This window comes from Miltoncostaea oceani (assembly GCF_018141545.1).
Lineage (GTDB): Bacteria > Actinomycetota > Thermoleophilia > Miltoncostaeales > Miltoncostaeaceae > Miltoncostaea > Miltoncostaea oceani.
The window spans coordinates 368,700-382,712 of sequence record NZ_CP064357.1; the positions used below are offsets into that span (position 1 = coordinate 368,700).

The window sequence follows — 14,013 nt, forward strand, 5'->3', positions numbered from 1 at the left end:
GTCCTGGCAGGCGAGAGGCCCGCCCCCTGTGAGGTCGGGCGCGTAGGCTCGGGACCTGTGTCCCATGACCCCAAGGCGCTGCGCGCCCGCATCCTCGCCGACTGTCCCCTCGCCCTCTCCGACCTGCCCCCCGGCGAGCGCGACCGCACCTTCGAGGTCCTCTGGGCGGCGATCACACGCCCGGACCCGGGTCTTTCCCGGCGTCCCACGGCGCCGAGTCGCGCCCATGAGTCGCTTCCCGCCCGCGCCCCCCGGCTGATCGGCCTCGCGGGCGCCCCGCAGGCCGGCAAGGATGTGATCGCCGCCCATCTGAGCAGCCGCTTCTCCTCGGTCTCTCATCTGGCCTTCTCCGACCCGATCCTCGGGGAGGTGAATGCGTTCCTCGAGCCCTTCGGCGTCGAGATCCACGACCAGAACAAGAGCACCCCCGAATACCGGCTCACCCTGCAGCAGTGGGCGATGATGCGCCGACGCGAATCGGAGACCTACTGGTCGGCGCAGGCGTCCGCGCGCGTCGAGGGCCTCTGGCGCGATGGCGCGCGGATGGTCGTCGCGACCGGAGTGCGGGACGAGTTCGATGTCCGCGCCGTCCTCGGCCTCGGAGGGCAGATGTGGAGGGTGGAGCGACCCGGCAGCGACCAGGACCTGAGCCATCCGATCGAGCGATCGCTGGCGGGTCTTCCGGACTCGGTCTTCAGCGCGACGCTCGTCAACGACTCCGAAGGTGACGTCAGCGACTTCTGCCGGCGCGCCGAGCTCCTGCTCGAGCGTGCGGCGGTCGTGCCCTCGCGCGTATAAGCACTAGGCCCCTGGGAGGCGAGAAGGGGGAGGGCCCGGGCGCGCAGGCCGGACTATCGGGTGATGAGCAACCCGATCAACGCCGCGTCGCGAAGGGCCCCGGACTCACAGGAACGCGAGCGGATCGTGATCATCGGTGGGGGCTTCGCCGGCTTCTACTGCGCCCTCGCCGCGGAACGCCACAACGGTGGCCGCCTGCATGTGACCCTCGTCTCCGAGTTGAACCACCTCGTCTACACGCCCTTCCTGCCTGAGGCGGCGGCGGGGACCCTCGAGCCGCGCCACGTGGTCGTTCCGATGCGCGGCACGCTCGGACCGACCCGCTTCGTGCTCGGCGCCGCCGTCTCCCATGACCCGGTGGCCGGGACGATCTCGGTGCGTCAGCCGACCGGCAACCTGAAGGTGGTCGAGTACGACCGCCTCCTAATCACCCCCGGCTCGATCACCCGCGTCTTCCCGATCCCGGGCCTTCGCGAGCACGCCGTCGGCTGCAAGACGCTCGCCGAGGCGGTCCACCTGCGCAATCAGGTGCTCCGCCAGCTCGAGCTCGCGGACGCGTCGATCTCCCCGCATGAGCGCCGGCGCCACCTGAACTTCGTCTTCGTCGGCGGGGGCTATGCGGGGGTCGAGGCCCTTGCGGAGATGGAGGACCTGGTCCGCGCGGCGATGCGGCTCTACCCGTCCCTCCGCGATGAGCGGGCCCGCTTCGTCCTCGTCGAGGCGACCGGCCGGATCTTCCCCGAGGTCGGCGAGGGCCTGTCCGATTACTCGATGGCCCAGCTGCGCGAACGGGGGATCGAGCTGCGGATGAACACCCAGCTGGTCGACGCGACCGGCGGCCGCGCCCTGCTCAGCGACGGTGAGGAGATCCCGACCGACACCCTGGTCTGGACCGCCGGCGTGCGACCCCATCCGTGCCTCGAGGCGCTCGGGATGCCTCTCAACGAGCGCGGGCAGGTGCTCGTCGACGAGTTCATGCGCGTCGGCGGCTACCCCCGGATCTTCGCCGCCGGCGACTGCGCGGCGGTTCCCGACCCCGCCCGCCCGGGGATGTCCTGCCCCCCGACGGCCCAGCACGCCATCCGCCAGGGGCGCCTCGCCGGACGCAACTTCGCCCGGGTCGCCGCCGGTGAGGAGCCGAAGCCCTTCAACTACAAGACCCGCGGTGTCTTCGTGAACCTCGGCCGCTACAAGGGAGTGGCCCGCTTCGGGCAGCGCGGGGTGAAGGGCCTGCTGGCCTGGGTCGCAACCCGCCTCTACCACCTCAGCCAGATCCCCGGGACCGGTCGTAAGGCGCGCGTCCTGGCGGACTGGAGCCTCGACCTGCTGTGCCGGCGCGACACCGCCGAGCTCGGGACGCTCGGGCGCCCGGAGCCGCTTGAGCGCCGCGTCGGCCCCCGCCGGGGGCCAGAGGCTCGGCGCGAGCCCTAGTCCTCGGATGAAGGCCGCAGTCCGGTGGCACGCCACCAGCGCAGCTCGGGCTCACCGTCGAACCGGACCAGCCAGGACGGCCCGTCGTCGATCGCGAGCGTGTGCGGCTCGCTCACGGTCAGGCCGCGCCGGCCCATGGGCGTCTCGACCCGCATCGCCGCGGTGAGGCCCTGACCCCATGAGGGGTCCCCGCCGCCCACGCCGGTCAGCTCTGCTGGAGCTCGGCGAGTGTCAGGCCGAACTCGGCCAGCTGCTCGTGGTAGAGCTCGGCGGGCTCACGGTGGCCGCTCCACACCACGGCGCGGCCGCTCATGTGGATCTCGACCGCCATCTCGAGGCCGCGTTCCAGGCTCGTCGAGGGCAGGACCTTGTGGAGTGCGACCGTGACGCCTTCGAAGGTGTTGTGGTCGTCGTTCAGGACGATGACGAGCCAGGGGCGATCGACGCGGGCGGTGGTGTCGGTGTCCACATCGGGGCGGACCGGTGTCTGGGTGCTCATGACCAAGGGATACGACGTCCGCGAGAGGCTGCAGCACCGGAGGTCGAGTGCCTTCCTGGCCGCGCGCCCTATATGCCCTGAGCCACCTTCCACGTCCCGTCTTGCAGCACCATCTGTGCCTGACCCGAGCGGCCAGCGCCGCCCGGCCATGAGACTGCGAGCCGCACGACGGCGCGCGTTCCTGCTTCGCTCAGCACTTCGGCTTCGAACCGGCCGGCGCCCTCAGGCACCTCGGCAGCGCGGCACTGGGCGACGGTCTGACGTACCCACGCATCGCGATCCAGGGGCGGGTCTGCCGTCAGATCGAAGCCGGCTGCCGTGTCCTCGGCGTCGCAACTGCTCACCGCCTCGAACCAGGCCTTCCCCGCAGCAGCCGGGTCGGTCCCATGGCTGTCCGGCAGGGCCTGTTGCTGGTCGCCACCACCACAGCCGGACAGGATGATCGTTGCTGCAACACCGGCTACGACCAGGGGCGCGCAGGATCGCGCCCCTGGTGGCCCTGACCTGCCGGTCACAGACGATCGAGAAAGTGGCAGCGGGGGTTCCTGTCGCTCTACTGGTCCTCCGACCGGTGAGCCCCGGGTGTCCGAGACGCTGCGGTCGCAGGTCGCCGAGTCTAAGCCATCCTGGCGGGAGCAGCCAACGTGATCCTCTCGACCCCTTCGCTGTCGTCTCGATCGAGCGGCGACGTCGGTCCGCTAACTCCGCCCCGAGTCAGTGGGGCGCGTCCCGTGGCCCTTGCCCCGGCTCGCCTGACATCTCCTCATCGAGGGAGTCGAGCAACTGTGCGCGCGCCGGCCAGAGATCCCTGAAGCAGGGACCCTCGGCGTCAGCGGTGAGGGCATTGCCGCGGCGCTCGCCGAACCAGAGGGCGAAGGCGTCTGCGAAGTCCTCACTCTCGGACGCGGTGCGCCCGGCGTGGTCGGTGACCCATCGGCCTCCCTGGATGAGCCCGATCCCGTCCGTCCGCTTCCACCGCCGTTCTGTCAGCTGACCGTCGGCATCGCGCGCCGATTGCCAGCGGTGCGTGTACGCCTCCGGCCCATCTGGCAGATGCCGCTCGATCGCGTGAGCGAGCTCGTGGTCGAGGACCAAGGGCGCGAGTGCGAGCGTGAAGGCCCCGTTCTCCTCATCGGCGAAGACGACGATCCGGCGATTCCTGGGGTCATAGAGCGCGGCCGCCTGGGTGAATGCCTCGGGGCGGTGGTCGAGCAGGGTCACCGCGCCGAGCCAGAGTCCCGCCCCTGGGGGCCATCCGTCGACGATCGCGGTGATCGCGCGGTCGACCCCGGACGGGAGGCGCTCCGCGACCTCGATATCGACTCTGTTCGCGAGGAGACTTCGGGTCCTGGTCGTCCGGAGGGCTGTATCGAGCGCCATCGTGCCATCCAGCCTGGGTGACGCGACCTGTGAGGCGCCTCCGGCCCGCCCCCGGCTCATTACGCCTTGAGGCCTGAGAAGGCGGTGTTGCGCGCGTCCGGTCCGCGGGCGATGAGTGCCGCGCCGTCCAGATCGAGAAGGAGCAGCCCCGCGGTCTTGCCAGCCTCCTCATCCGCCGGCCAGGCGATCACGTCGAGGGCGCGGGAGGTCGAGGTCCAGAGCCCGAGCTTCTGCCGGTCCGCCGCGATGCTCGTCCGCTCGGCATAGGTGAGGCTGTGGATCCGGGCTGTGAAGGAGTGCTCGCTCACCCCCCGTACCCATCCGTCAGGGTCAGCCTGCTCGGATGCCGGATCGGACCAGGACGCGACCTCGCAGGTCATCGTGAGGGCGATCGCCCGTTGCGGCTCGTCGCGGACCTCGATGATCCTCGCGTTCACCGCGTAGAAGGAGTGGCCGCTGATCCGGTGGAGGATGTCCATGGGCCAACCGTAGGACGGGTCCTTCTTCGCGCCTCGGTTCCCGCCGGTCCGGGGTCAGCCCCCGCGTGCTCCGAGCCAGCCCTTGCTGCGGCAGATCTCGGTTGCCTCTGTGAGGGTGAAGCGGGTCCGCGCGATGAAGTCGTCGCTGCGCGAGGAGGGGAGGGGCTCGTATTCCCACTGGCCTGAGCGGTTCATACAGAAGCCTCCAGAGCGGACGATCGCCCAACGATCTCGGTCGCGCAGGGAGATCGTGACCCTCGTCTCCTCGAGCGAGAACTGACTGATGAACGGGACGAGCTCGGGCGGGATCTCCATGAGGCGAAGATACGACCGCACTGTCCTGCGGCGCGCGAACTGGTGTGAGGCGCGAGGCAGGCGGGCCGTACCGAAGCTTGCCGCTTCGGGTCCCCGCCACAGGCTACGGTGAGCAGGTGAGTGAACCCTTCCCCCGGGCGTCCGATGCCGACGAGAACGAACGCAACCTCGCCAGGCTGACTCTTGTCTGGGGGATGCTCGACCGGCTGGAGGTCGGTCCGAGCGGCCGGCTCGAGGGCCTCTCGGCATGCGAGAGGGATTGGCTTGGTCGCATCCTCATCTCCGGTCAGAGCGGCCTTGAGCTTCGGCTCGCTCTCGGGGTTGCGCTCAGTCTCTTCGAGTCCTCTCCGCGTCCGATGGTCAGGAACTCGATTGATCCTGGTCTCACGTCCGCCCTCGTGCGCTGCCACGCTCGTCGGTACTCACGCCGCGCCGGCTGAGACAACGAGCACAGATCCACCCTCGTCGGCTGTTCCCAGGCCCACCCTTGCCCGGTGTCCGCCCCGCTGCCATCCGCACTGCGTGTCCTCCGGGACGCGTCGATCTGGATCTCCACGGCCCTCGGCTTCCTGATCTCCCTCTGGCTCCTGCGCGAGCTGTCGTCGGTGGTCGTCCTTCTTGCCGTCTCCTCGATCATCGCCCTGTCCTTGGCGCCGTCCGTCGGCTGGGTCCAGCGGCACATCGGCGGCCGCCGCGGCCCGGCAGTCGCCGGCACGGTCGTCGGGGCCTTCGGCGTGATCGGCGGGGTGATCGCCGGCCTGATCGGTCCGCTCAACGACGCGATCCGCGAGTTCGCCGACACGGCCCCATCCCGCCTCGAGTCGTTCGAGGGGTCGCCCTCCTACCACTGGCTCGACGAGCGGTTCGACCTCAACACCCGGCTGGACGAGCTGATCGGCAATCTGCCCGAGACACTCGGCGGCGCCGGCGGTGTGTTCGGGCTCGCCCAGGGCCTCGTGTCGGGGGTCTTCATGCTGATCACGGTGATCGTCATGTCGATCATGCTCCTGATCTACGGACCGGCGATGAGGAGCGGAGTCCTCGCACTCCTGCGCCCGGCCAAGAGGCCGCGCTGGCAGCGCCTGTTCGGTGAGATGGAGCAGGTGGTGTCCGGCTATGCGATCGGGACACTCGGAGTCGCCACGATCGCCGCGCTGAGCGCCTGGGGCGCCTTGGCGCTGCTGGGCGTGCCCTACGCGCTCCTGCTGGCGGTCCTGGTCGGTCTGCTCGGCCTGATCCCGATGATCGGCGCCACGATCGGCGCGACCCTCGCGGTCGCGGTCGCCTTCGGAGTGGGGGTGAAGGTCGGGCTGATCGCCTTGGGCTTCTTCATCGCCTACCAGCAGCTGGAGAACCACCTGATCCAGCCGCAGATCATGCGCCGGACCGTGAACCTGAACCCCCTTGTCGTTGTCGTCGCGATCGTCAGCGGAGTCTCCCTCTGGGGAATCCTCGGCGCGCTGATGGCGGTGCCGATCGCAGGGGTGCTACAAGTGCTCGTGAGAGACCTCTGGTGCGCGCGCCAGGCGGCGATCGCGGAGGACTCCGACCGGCCGATGATCGTCAGCCCCGAGCCCGGCGCAGGGGACGCCTGAGGGCCCGGCAGGTGGGACGGGGCAGGAGGCAAACCACAGGCTCAGTCGCCAACGACGCCGGTGCCTGTGAGATCTCGGCTTCGGAGCCTCCGGGGCGACGTATCTTCGATTCCATGAAGCTCGCCGTCCTCAGCGACACCCACGCCAACCCGCTGGCCCTCGAAGCGGTTCTCAGCGACGCGCATTCACGCGGCGTCGATGAGGTCTGGCACCTCGGGGATGCGGTCGACTGGGGCTGGGACCCCGAGACGGTGGTCACCCGACTGCGCGAGGAGGTGTCGCTCAACCTCGCCGGCAACCACGACCTCCTGGTGCTCGGGAAGACCGACCCCGAGCCCTTCTCCGAGGCCTCCCATGAGAGCTCCAGGTACAGCTTCCCGCGCCTGAGCGGGGAGTCCCGCGCCTACCTGGACACCCTCGCCCCGCTCCAGGAGAGGGGCGACCTCGACCTGGTCGCCTGCCACGGGAGCCCGGTTGACCCGGTGTGGGGCTACTCCGACACCAACAAGGCCGCCGAGTCGACCTTCGCCGCCCAGGGGGCGCGCCTGGTCGTCTGCGGGCACACCCACCTACCTCGCGCCCACCGTGAGCGCGCTGACACCACCAGGCGGCGAGTCCGCCTCTACGACACACGCCCGATGGTGCCCTTCGACCTCGCAGACCATCGCTGGCAGCTGAACGCCGGGTCGGTCGGGATGCCTCGCGGCACCCGCGACCCGCGGGCGCAGTGGCTGCTGCTCGACCTGGCCGCCAACTCGGCGATGCTCGTGGCCACGACCTACGACGCGCGGGCAGCCCGGGCGGCGATGCTCGGGGCCGGCCTCGGCTCCGACTGGGCGAAGATGATCCCGGTCGGATGACGGTGATGATCGACACACCGGCGCCCCCGGTTGTCCTCGAGTCGACGGCCCGGCCTGTGACCTCGACCTCGAGGCTGAGGTTCGCGCCGTCCCCGACCGGGTTCCTGCATGTCGGGGCGGCGCGGACCGCCCTCTACAACCACCTGCTCGCGCGTCGTCACGGCGCGGCGTTCATCCTGCGCATCGAGGACACCGACCGCGAGCGACACGATGACAGTGCCGTGGCGCAGATCATCAGCGCCCTCGGTTGGCTCGGCATCGACTGGGACGAGGGCCCGGGCGCCCCAGGCCCCGATGGTCCGTATGCCTGCAGCGCCAGGGCGGACGTCTACGCCGCCGCCGCCGCGCATCTGCTTTCCGCCGCTCGCGCCTACCCGTGCTTCTGCTCTGCCGAGCAGCTTGCCGCGGACCGCGAGCTCGCCAAGACTGAGGGGCGCGCCCAGGTCTACTCCGGTCGTTGCCGGAACCTCACCGAGGCCGAGCGGGCAGCGCGGATCGCCGCCGGCGCGGCGCCGGCCCTGCGTCTGCTCATGCCGTCGCAGACGATCAGGATCCAGGACATGGTCCGGGGCGAGGTGACGTTCGAGAGCGCGCAGCTCGGAGACCACATCATCGTCAGGCCCGACGGGACCCCGACCTACAACTTCGCCAACCCGGTGGACGACCATGCGATGCGGATCAGTCACGTCCTCCGCGGTGAGGACCTGCTGCCGAGCACCGGACGCCAGATGGCGGTGATCGCGGCTCTCGGCGGCCAGTTGCCTTCCTACGGGCACCTGCCGATGGTCAACGGCGCCGACGGCCGGAAGCTCTCAAAGCGCCACGGAGACTGCGCGGTCGAGGACTTCCAGACGCGCGGGATCTGCGCCGAGGCGCTTGTGAACCAGCTCGCTCTCGTGGGATGGAGCCCGGAGGGGGAGGAGCAGGTCATGACCCGCGCTGAGATCCAGGATCGGTTCTCCCTCGGGCGCGTCCATCGCTCCGCAGCGGTCTTCGATGAGCGCAAGCTCGCCAGCCTGAACGGTGATCACCTCCGGGCGATGCCGGCGCCCCTGTTCCTCGAGCGCCTCCGCGACTATCTGCGTGCGGCCGACGCCGAGCTCCACGACGAGCCCCGCCTGCCTGAGTTGGCCTCCTTCATCCAGGAGAAGATCGGCCGCTCGCTCGAGGAGTTCCCCGGCCTCGCCCGCCCGCTCCTCGCCCGGCTGGGGCCGGAGGACAAGGCCGCCGCCGTCCTCGGCTCGGCGGACACGCCGCGCGTCCTCGCCGCGGCGCGCGAGTGCCTGTCCGAGCTGATGCCGTTCACCGTTCCGGTGGTCGAGGCGGGACTCCGGCAGCTCCCGGAGGCGCTCGGGCTGAGCATGCGAAAGTGCTTCGCCCCGATCCGGTGCGCGGTCAGCGGCCGAGTGGTGTCACCCGGGCTTGCCGAGTCGATCGTCTTCCTCGGACGCGACGAGTCCCTCGCGCGTCTCGGAGCCGCAGCCCGGGCGTCCCACCAGCCCTGACTCACGAAGGGCGTTCCGGGCGCCAGGGTGACGTATGGTCATCTCACGGAGACGGCGCGTGCGGCCTGGCGCGGGGGTCCTGAGGGGCCTTCGAGGAAAGTCCGGACACGTCCCCGGCGCGAGTCGGGTGGAAACGTGGGTGTTCGTAGTGGGAGAGGCGCTTCGCGCACCTCGTTCGGACCACCAGAGCCTGCGGCGTGCAACCTCAAACAGGGCGGGTCACCGAGTCGCCCAGGTGGAGGGCACAGATGGATGTCAGGCTCGGCGCCGCGAGGCGCTAGACAGAATCCGGCTTACAGCCCGCGCCGTCTCCTCGCAGTGCCCTTCGTGTCTGAACCTACGACCGATGCGCCGCGCATGCGGACCCCACGTCGCGGTGGGGGCGGCGATCGCTTCAGTCAGCCGGGGGGAGCGCGTATTCGTCGACCGCCTCGACCGGGAAGGCGACCGGCCCCGGTGTTGATGCGGTGGTGCGCCCGGCGGCGGGCGCACCACCGAAGCTCAGCCCGACGGCGGCCATCGCCCGGACCCGTCCGTACACCGCGCTCCATGCGAGCTCACGCTGGCGGTGCCAGGCCGGGGTTCCGGCGTCCTGGCCGGCCCAGCACCGGTACACGCCGACCTCCCGGGGGAGCCAATACCCGGGCACGAGCTCCGAGAGCGCGCCGACGAGCAGGAGGTCGTCGGAGCGGGGGAGGGCTCCCCATCCACCGAGCGCGCGGACCATCGTGCTGCGCATCACCAGGTTGCCGCACCAGAGGGGGAACGAGGGTCGGCGGGCGAACTCGTCCATGACCCATCCCGGCTCGACCTGGCCCTCGGAGATGTCGGATGAGTGATCGGCCTCGGTCTGCCCGTCCTCGCGCAGGATGTGCATCAGCCCCCCGACCCAGGAGATCTCCGGGAGGGCGCCGATCCGCTCGAGCTGGTGCTCGAGCCCTTCGGGGAAGATCAGGCTGTCCTGGTCGAGGACGCGGATCCAGTCCCCGCGCGCTCGTGCGAGCGCCAGGTTGCGGGTCCCTGCGACGCCGGCGCGGATGTGGTTCGCTCCGTAACGGGTCCGGGGATCGTCACCGACGACCTCGTGGAGGTGGGGGTGCTCCCCGTCCTCCTGGACGATCCATTCGAGTTCCCAACCCGCCGGAAGGCGCTCGGCGAACAGGCTCTCCCGAGCCTCGGTGATGAACCGCGCACTCGGAGCCCATGCGGCGGTGATGACTGACAGGAGGGGCACGCCGGAGCCATCCTAGGAGAGGTCCCCCGACCAGCGGGCGTTCTCACTCAACGCGCGGGATGACCCGGTAGAGCCAGCTCGGCAGTCCCTTGGAGCAGAGTCCGGGGATCGCCTGGACCTCATCCCCCTCGAGGGACAGCGCGGCGAGGAGCTCGCCAGCGAGTGAACGCTCGATGCCGAGGTCGTCGCCGATCTCGCGCGCGCTCGCCACTTCATCGGAGGGGAGGCCCCTGAGGTAGTAGACGATCCGCTCACACAGCCGGGCGAGCGACTCGTCGAAGGTGCGGCAGTGGGCATCGACCACTTTGTCAGCGTGGACGACGAAGGCTTCCCAACCGCCGAAGCGACTGACGATCTGCGCGACGAGGGTCTCGGATGGCTCGGTCATCAGTCCCGCCCTTTCGCCGGATCACTTCGGGCACAGTGCGCCGAGACGCAACCCGCCGGGTGGCGGTTACATCACAGAGCGGGCGCATCTTCCGCCTTCCTGGGTCGCCTCAGGGCCGTACCTAGTGCAGACACCTACTCATCGCCAGGCCACACTGCTGGACCGGCAGCCTGCACCGCTGCGGATCCGGCGTATCCCTTTGAGTAGGCGGCGCGAGCCGCAGGACGGATCGCCCAAGGGAGCCCCGAGTCATGAGATCGATCGCCGCAGTCCTCCTCGCCCTCGGAGCCTGCGCGGCCTCCGCCGCCTTCGCAGCCCCTTCCCCCGAGCGCGTCTCGGGCAACGGCGCCGTGGCCGTCGACAGCTCGGCCGGTGAGCGCCTGTATGAGATCCGCCTCGGCGCCGGCGACCTGCTGCGGATCACCCAGCGCGATCCGGACCGCGCCCGGGTGGAGGTCCTCGCCCCGGACATGGAGGGCAACTGGGTCCGCTCGCTGCCCTTCGCGTCCCCCCGCGGCGCCGTCCGCGCCCCTCGCACCGGCGTCTACCTGATGCGCGTCAGCCCGGGCTCCCAGCCCGGGCACGCCACCATCGCCCTCTCCACCCGGCGCCGCGTCCTTCTCGACCTGCGGGCCGCGAGCCTGCCGGGGCACCGGTTGCGGATCTCCCTCTCCGCCCGGGATGCCTTCCGGTCCACCGTGCCTGTACGCGCCAGGATCCTCGCCCGCGGGGCGACCGGCCCTGAGCGACTGGTCGGGATCGTCGGCCCCGGAAGCCGCACGCTCTCGATCCCGAAGGCACTGCGCGACCAGGAGAGCCTCACAATCACCGCCCGAGTGGCCGCCGGTGGCGGCTACGCCCTGTCCAGCGACTCCCTCCGCCTCGCACGATGAGCGACGCCGAGCGCGCCGGGGCGGCGGAACCGACGGCACGAAAGGACCTGAGCGGCTGTCCGGAGTGCGGGGGATGGATCACCCAGGTCGGAAAACTGACGACCCACCAACGGGTCGTGATCCACGACGGCGAGCCGCGCTACGAGGAGGAGTGGGAGCCCCAGCTCGATGATCACGACGTGGTCGGCTATCTCTGCGAGGAGGATCCCTCGCACCGCTGGGCCGGTCTCGATGATCTGCTGGCGAACGTGATCGACGGCGTCGACCGCTGAGGATGCGAAGGCGGTGAACACCCGGATCACCTACGGGAGCAAGCGCGCTGACGGCCAGGAGGTGGAGACCTCCCTCATCCTCGAGGGCTTCGACCTGGGTGGACTCGTGCTGATCGGCGAGTGCCTGGTGAACGGGGACTTCATCCCGACACAGGTCGGCCTACCCGCCCCTGGGGGAGCGGGTCCCCGAACACCGGGGCCCGACGATGTCTGGCACGAGTGGAGGACGCCCGCGGCGACGCGAGAGCCGTCGTCCCACCCCATGTCGATGGCGGCGCTGGTCTGCGAGTTCGACAACCTCTACGAGTGGGATGAGGACACGGCTCTCACCACCCTGCTCCCGCGTCGCCACCTCGCCCAAGTGTCTCCGGCCGTGGGGTCGGGCGTTGATGGCTCTCCACGTCGTCTGCGTGCCCGGGATCTGCTCCGCGACTCACGGCGGCGCCGGCCCTGACGAAGAGCCGGCGTCCCGCACGGGCAGAGGTAAGGTCAGGGCATGGCGAGAGGACGCAAGAAGAGCGGCTCACCCAAGGTGAGCGTCGACCGGCACGCTTCCGGCGTGACGATCCGGGTAGAGGGGACCTCCGCCCGCGCCGGTCTTCCCGGACGGGGCGAGCCGATCCCGCCGGTGCGCATCCACGACGCCGAGAAGGGCTCGCGCTACAAGCGCCGCCGCCAGGGCGCCAGTGATCGCCAGGCCCTCCGCGGCCGCGACTTCGACGCGCTCTGATGCACTGAGGTCCGCCCGTCCTAGGTTCGCCGTGTCAGGTCCGGCGAATCGGGAGCGATGGATGTCAGCCAGGTCGTTGCAAGAGGTCGAGCGGGCGATGGAGATCTTCATCGGCGAGTTCAGCCACAGGACCGACAGCCCCGTCGAGCCGGCCCGAGCGGTCGCCGCCGCCGTGGCCGACTTCGCACGTCAGCCCCGTCGCCCCGAGATCGCGCGCCGTCTCACCACCCATCTGGGCGATCCGGTCCGCCTCCACTCCCTCATCGCCGCCCAGGCGGGAGCTGAGCCGTGGGACGGCTACCTGGCGACGCGCCAGAGCCTGCTCGTGCTGGAGCGCCGCATGGCGCGCCGGTCGCGGGGGTGGGTCGGGGGCTAGGCCTCGACCGGCCCGAAGTCGCGACCGTCGCGCTCTGCGGCGATCTTGTCGGGCAGCCGCTTCTCCAGGTACTCGCGCGCCTTCTCGGGGCGGCCGTCGAGCACGGAGAAGTAGAGCGGCAGGTCCGGGCCGGCGTGGTCGCGGGCGGCCAGGGCGAAGCTCTTGCGGTCGAGGTGGCGGTTCGCGGCGACCCACTCAGAGACCGATGAGAGCAGCGTGTCGATGCGCTCGCGCTCGACCATGGACGAGCGGAAGTGCCCGAGCACCTCCTCCTCGAGCTCGAAGTCGTAGCCGCCGGCGAGCTCGCGCACCTTCGCGCGGAAGGCCTGCTCGTCGCGGATGTCGTGCTCGAGGCAGAGCTCGGCCACCCGGCGCGGGGAGAAGGCGAAGAGGATCGCGTGGGCCGCGAGGTACGAGGCGGCCTTGACCTTGACCATCGTCTGGCCACCGGCGCAGCGGGCGACGATCCCCTCGCTTCCCTCGAGGTCGCGGATCACCTCCGCCATCTGGCCGATGTCGCGCGGGAGCTCGCGCTCCTCGACCAGCTTCAGGCCGCCCTCGCGTGCGATCGCCTCGACCTCGTCGCGGTGGCTGAGGCTCGCGTCGACGTGCGATACCGCACCGAGGAACGTGAGGTCTGGCTCGGTGTAGGGGAGGACGATCCGAAAGCGCGGGCTGGTGAACTCGAACAGCAGGGACCCCTCGGGCGCGAAGGCCGGGTCGAGAAGCTGGGGGTAGTTCGCCGCCGCGCACGCGCGCATCGCCGGCCCGTGGGCGCCGCCGTCGGTGGTGCCACGGGTCCGGAAGATGACCGAGCCGCCGATCACCGAGCGGATGCAGAGCGAGCCGTCCATCTTCTCGGTCAGCCAGACCTCCTCACCGGCCTCGAGGGCGCGCTCGAGGCGCGCGCTGTCGTCCGCGTTCTCACCGAGGTTGAAGAACTTCGGCCAGCCGAGGGACGCCACCCGGCCGTCCGAGTCGAACACGGCGGAGCGGAGCCAGAGCTCCTCCGGCTTCCAGTCGTACTTCGCCCGGCTCGGCGTCACGAGCACCAGTCCGTCGCGGTTGCTCACCGCGAACTGGCGCTCGGCAAGTGCCTCGGGGTCTCGCGCCCATGCCAGATCGGCGATCGGCGGTCGTGCTGCCACGACCTGCTCGCGGATCGCGGGTGCCTGTGAGATGCGTCCTGAGTGTCCTCGTCCCATGGACGGTGACAGTAGGAGCGGTATGGACACTCGATGCCGATTATTGGCGTGGG

The 14,013-nt window shown here is 70.4% G+C and carries 19 protein-coding genes; 10 read left to right on the forward strand and 9 right to left on the reverse strand.

The window, feature by feature from the left end:
* Window positions 1-57 precede the first annotated feature (57 nt).
* Window positions 58-798, forward strand: coding sequence for a hypothetical protein (locus tag IU369_RS20720; RefSeq protein ID WP_217925118.1), 741 nt, complete (start codon window positions 58-60; stop codon window positions 796-798).
* A gap of 63 nt (window positions 799-861) precedes the next feature.
* Window positions 862-2,229 carry an NAD(P)/FAD-dependent oxidoreductase gene (locus tag IU369_RS20725; protein ID WP_217925119.1) on the forward strand — a complete coding sequence of 456 codons (1,368 nt, stop codon included), beginning with the start codon at window positions 862-864 and terminating at the stop codon, window positions 2,227-2,229.
* On the opposite strand, the gene IU369_RS20730 is transcribed toward IU369_RS20725, so the two are convergent.
* The 6 genes from IU369_RS20730 to IU369_RS20755 form a co-directional block, all read right to left on the reverse strand.
* On the reverse strand, window positions 2,226-2,429 hold the full coding sequence (locus IU369_RS20730; RefSeq protein ID WP_217925120.1) for a hypothetical protein: 204 nt from the start codon (window positions 2,427-2,429) through the stop codon (window positions 2,226-2,228). The genes IU369_RS20725 and IU369_RS20730 overlap by 4 nt on opposite strands.
* A 5-nt stretch (window positions 2,430-2,434) precedes the next feature.
* Window positions 2,435-2,728, reverse strand: coding sequence for an ATP-dependent Clp protease adaptor ClpS (locus tag IU369_RS20735; RefSeq protein ID WP_217925121.1), 294 nt, complete (start codon window positions 2,726-2,728; stop codon window positions 2,435-2,437).
* A gap of 68 nt (window positions 2,729-2,796) precedes the next feature.
* Window positions 2,797-3,072: a hypothetical protein gene (locus tag IU369_RS20740; RefSeq protein ID WP_217925122.1), complete on the reverse strand. Its 276-nt coding sequence runs from the start codon at window positions 3,070-3,072 to the stop codon at window positions 2,797-2,799.
* Window positions 3,073-3,442: 370 nt separating this feature from the next.
* The gene (locus IU369_RS20745) at window positions 3,443-4,108 is read right to left on the reverse strand and encodes a hypothetical protein (RefSeq protein WP_217925123.1); all 666 of its coding nucleotides are present in this window, start codon (window positions 4,106-4,108) and stop codon (window positions 3,443-3,445) included.
* A gap of 59 nt (window positions 4,109-4,167) precedes the next feature.
* Complete coding sequence (locus IU369_RS20750) at window positions 4,168-4,587, reverse strand: hypothetical protein (protein WP_217925124.1); 420 nt, start codon at window positions 4,585-4,587, stop codon at window positions 4,168-4,170.
* A 54-nt stretch (window positions 4,588-4,641) separates the two neighbouring features.
* Complete coding sequence (locus IU369_RS20755; protein ID WP_217925125.1) at window positions 4,642-4,902, reverse strand: hypothetical protein; 261 nt, start codon at window positions 4,900-4,902, stop codon at window positions 4,642-4,644.
* Between the two features lie 494 nt (window positions 4,903-5,396).
* Between IU369_RS20755 and IU369_RS20760 the strand changes: the two genes are divergently transcribed.
* The 3 genes from IU369_RS20760 to gltX all read left to right on the forward strand — a co-directional run bounded on the left by IU369_RS20760 (window position 5,397) and on the right by gltX (window position 8,862).
* A complete protein-coding gene (locus tag IU369_RS20760) occupies window positions 5,397-6,497 on the forward strand; it encodes an AI-2E family transporter (protein ID WP_217925126.1) in 1,101 nt (366 codons plus the stop codon).
* Between the two features lie 113 nt (window positions 6,498-6,610).
* Entirely contained in the window at window positions 6,611-7,357 is a 747-nt protein-coding gene (locus IU369_RS20765; protein ID WP_217925127.1) for a metallophosphoesterase family protein, read from the forward strand.
* Window positions 7,358-7,362: 5 nt separating this feature from the next.
* Window positions 7,363-8,862 carry a glutamate--tRNA ligase gene (gene gltX / locus IU369_RS20770; protein ID WP_217925128.1) on the forward strand — a complete coding sequence of 500 codons (1,500 nt, stop codon included), beginning with the start codon at window positions 7,363-7,365 and terminating at the stop codon, window positions 8,860-8,862.
* A gap of 394 nt (window positions 8,863-9,256) precedes the next feature.
* Here the strand turns inward: gltX and IU369_RS20775 are convergent, their stop codons facing one another.
* Window positions 9,257-10,096 (reverse strand): glycosyltransferase family 2 protein, encoded by an 840-nt coding sequence (locus IU369_RS20775; RefSeq protein ID WP_217925129.1) that lies wholly within the window; start codon window positions 10,094-10,096, stop codon window positions 9,257-9,259.
* A gap of 43 nt (window positions 10,097-10,139) precedes the next feature.
* Complete coding sequence (locus tag IU369_RS20780) at window positions 10,140-10,484, reverse strand: hypothetical protein (protein WP_217925130.1); 345 nt, start codon at window positions 10,482-10,484, stop codon at window positions 10,140-10,142.
* 251 nt (window positions 10,485-10,735) lie between these two features.
* Between IU369_RS20780 and IU369_RS20785 the strand changes: the two genes are divergently transcribed.
* From IU369_RS20785 to IU369_RS20805, 5 genes are all read left to right on the forward strand, one after another.
* Window positions 10,736-11,377 carry a hypothetical protein gene (locus IU369_RS20785; RefSeq protein WP_217925131.1) on the forward strand — a complete coding sequence of 214 codons (642 nt, stop codon included), beginning with the start codon at window positions 10,736-10,738 and terminating at the stop codon, window positions 11,375-11,377.
* Window positions 11,374-11,649, forward strand: a complete 276-nt coding sequence (locus IU369_RS20790) for a hypothetical protein (protein ID WP_217925132.1) — start codon at window positions 11,374-11,376, stop codon at window positions 11,647-11,649. The genes IU369_RS20785 and IU369_RS20790 overlap by 4 nt, the downstream gene beginning before the upstream one ends.
* A gap of 13 nt (window positions 11,650-11,662) precedes the next feature.
* Window positions 11,663-12,103, forward strand: coding sequence for a hypothetical protein (locus IU369_RS20795; protein WP_217925133.1), 441 nt, complete (start codon window positions 11,663-11,665; stop codon window positions 12,101-12,103).
* A gap of 42 nt (window positions 12,104-12,145) precedes the next feature.
* Window positions 12,146-12,379: a hypothetical protein gene (locus IU369_RS20800; protein ID WP_217925134.1), complete on the forward strand. Its 234-nt coding sequence runs from the start codon at window positions 12,146-12,148 to the stop codon at window positions 12,377-12,379.
* Window positions 12,380-12,440: 61 nt separating this feature from the next.
* Window positions 12,441-12,755: a hypothetical protein gene (locus tag IU369_RS20805; RefSeq protein WP_217925135.1), complete on the forward strand. Its 315-nt coding sequence runs from the start codon at window positions 12,441-12,443 to the stop codon at window positions 12,753-12,755.
* Here IU369_RS20805 and IU369_RS20810 read toward each other — a convergent pair.
* Window positions 12,752-13,960: an RNA ligase gene (locus IU369_RS20810; RefSeq protein ID WP_217925136.1), complete on the reverse strand. Its 1,209-nt coding sequence runs from the start codon at window positions 13,958-13,960 to the stop codon at window positions 12,752-12,754. The two genes, IU369_RS20805 and IU369_RS20810, sit on opposite strands and share 4 nt — an antisense overlap.
* Window positions 13,961-14,013 lie beyond the last annotated feature (53 nt).